We start from the raw sequence: 1,839 nt of genomic DNA on the forward strand, positions 1-1,839 counted from the left end.
GAATACCTCGGTCGGATAGATGACCAAGTAAAGGTGCGCGGTTTTCGGATCGAACTCGGAGAAATTGAAGCAGCACTGAGTCAACATCCAAACTTACTCTCTGTTGCAGTCGTGCTTCGAGAAGATATTCCGGGTCAAAAGAGCTTAGTCGCTTACGCTGTCCCTCTTCAGAAACCTGCCCCCACCGTTGGGGACCTGCGGCATTTTCTGAAAGAGCGACTACCAGACTATATGGTACCTAGTGCTTTTGTAATTTTGGAGTCCTTGCCACTGACGCCTAATGGTAAAGTAGACCGTCGCACCCTACCCTCACCCGAATTACCACCAGAACTGGAACTCACTTTTGTCGCCCCTCGCACTCCTATTGAGGAAATGCTAGCCAACATCTGGGCTTGTGTCCTGGGTATTGAACAAGTGGGCGTTCACGATAATTTCTTTGAACTCGGTGGACATTCCTTACTAGCAGCTCAAATTATCTCTAGAGTGCGCGATACAATGTCCGTCGAATTACCATTACGCAGTTTGTTTGAAGCTCCCACTGTCGCTACCGTCGCTGAACGCATTGAGAATTCGCTTCATAGCAAGCAATCTATACAAGCTCAACCGCTATTACCGATTCCCCGGTCAGGCGATATCCCATTATCCTTCGCTCAAGCTAGGTTGTGGTTTCTTGACCAATTACAACCAAATAGTGCCTTCTACAACATCCCGTCCGCCTTGCGTCTTAGCGGTCAGCTCAATATAGCTGCTCTTGAATCAAGCCTCAACGAAATTATCTGCCGTCATGAAGTTTTACGCACAAACTTCACAAAAGTGTCGGGACAACCTATTCAAGTTATCGCCTCAACTCTGAAATTGAAACTGCTTAAAGTAGACTTACAAAACCTACCTTTTTGTGAGCGAGAAGTCGAGGCGCAACGATTAGCCACGGCGGAGGCACAGCGACCTTTTGACCTAGAGCGAGAGCCTTTAGTGCGAGCCAAGTTGCTACAGCTTGACGACACAGAGTACGTCTTTTTGCTAACAGTACACCACATTATTTTTGATGGGTGGTCAGCAGGCGTATTCTACGGAGAGTTAGCCGCACTGTATGAAGCCAAATGTACTGGTAACCCAAAAGTTTTACCAGAATTACCTGTACAATATGCTGACTTTGCGGTTTGGCAGCGTTATTGGTTAACTCCAGAGCTACTCGAAACGCAGCTTAACTATGGGAAGCAACAACTATTGGGCGCTCCGGCTTTATTAGAATTACCTACCGACCGACCCCGAAAAGCGGTTCAAAGTTATCGCGGAGCGTATAAATCGTTCGGCCTTTCTCTTGAATTGAGCCAAGCACTTGCCAATTTCAGCAGGCGAGCGGGAGTCACTCTGTTTATGACGCTATATGCAGCTTTTGTGACCTTGCTCTATCGCTATACAGGCTCCTCGGACATCGTAGTAGGGACGCCTGTAGCTGGTCGCAACCGACAGGAAATCGAAGGACTAATCGGCTTTTTTGTCAATACTTTAGTGCTGCGTACCGACCTATCGGGCAACCCTAGTTTTGACCAGTTACTCCATCGAGTTCGGGAAGTGGCGCTGCAAGGTTACACGCATCAAGACCTGCCATTCGAGCAGCTAGTAGAGGCATTGCAACCAGAGCGTTCCTTAAGCTATACACCCCTGTTTCAGGTGATGTTTGCGCTCGACGAGAAGAGTGTGCCTTCAATGGAGCTGCCTGACTTGACTTTCAGTTCGTTTTCTTTTGAAACGGGAACGACCAAGTTTGATTTGACCCTATCAATGGAGAATACGGCTGATGGATTGGTAGCAGAATGGGAATACAACTCGGATCTG

The 1,839-nt window shown here is 47.9% G+C and carries 1 protein-coding gene; it reads left to right on the forward strand.

Annotation, left to right across the window (positions count from 1 at the left end; all coding sequences use genetic code 11):
- Nucleotides 1-1,839, forward strand: a 1,839-nt coding sequence (locus QT996_RS28390) for a condensation domain-containing protein (RefSeq protein ID WP_333050836.1), incomplete at both ends; no start/stop codon positions are given.

The sequence above is a fragment of the Microcoleus sp. S13C4 genome (genome assembly GCF_036700865.1).
In the GTDB taxonomy this organism is placed as follows: domain Bacteria; phylum Cyanobacteriota; class Cyanobacteriia; order Cyanobacteriales; family Microcoleaceae; genus Microcoleus.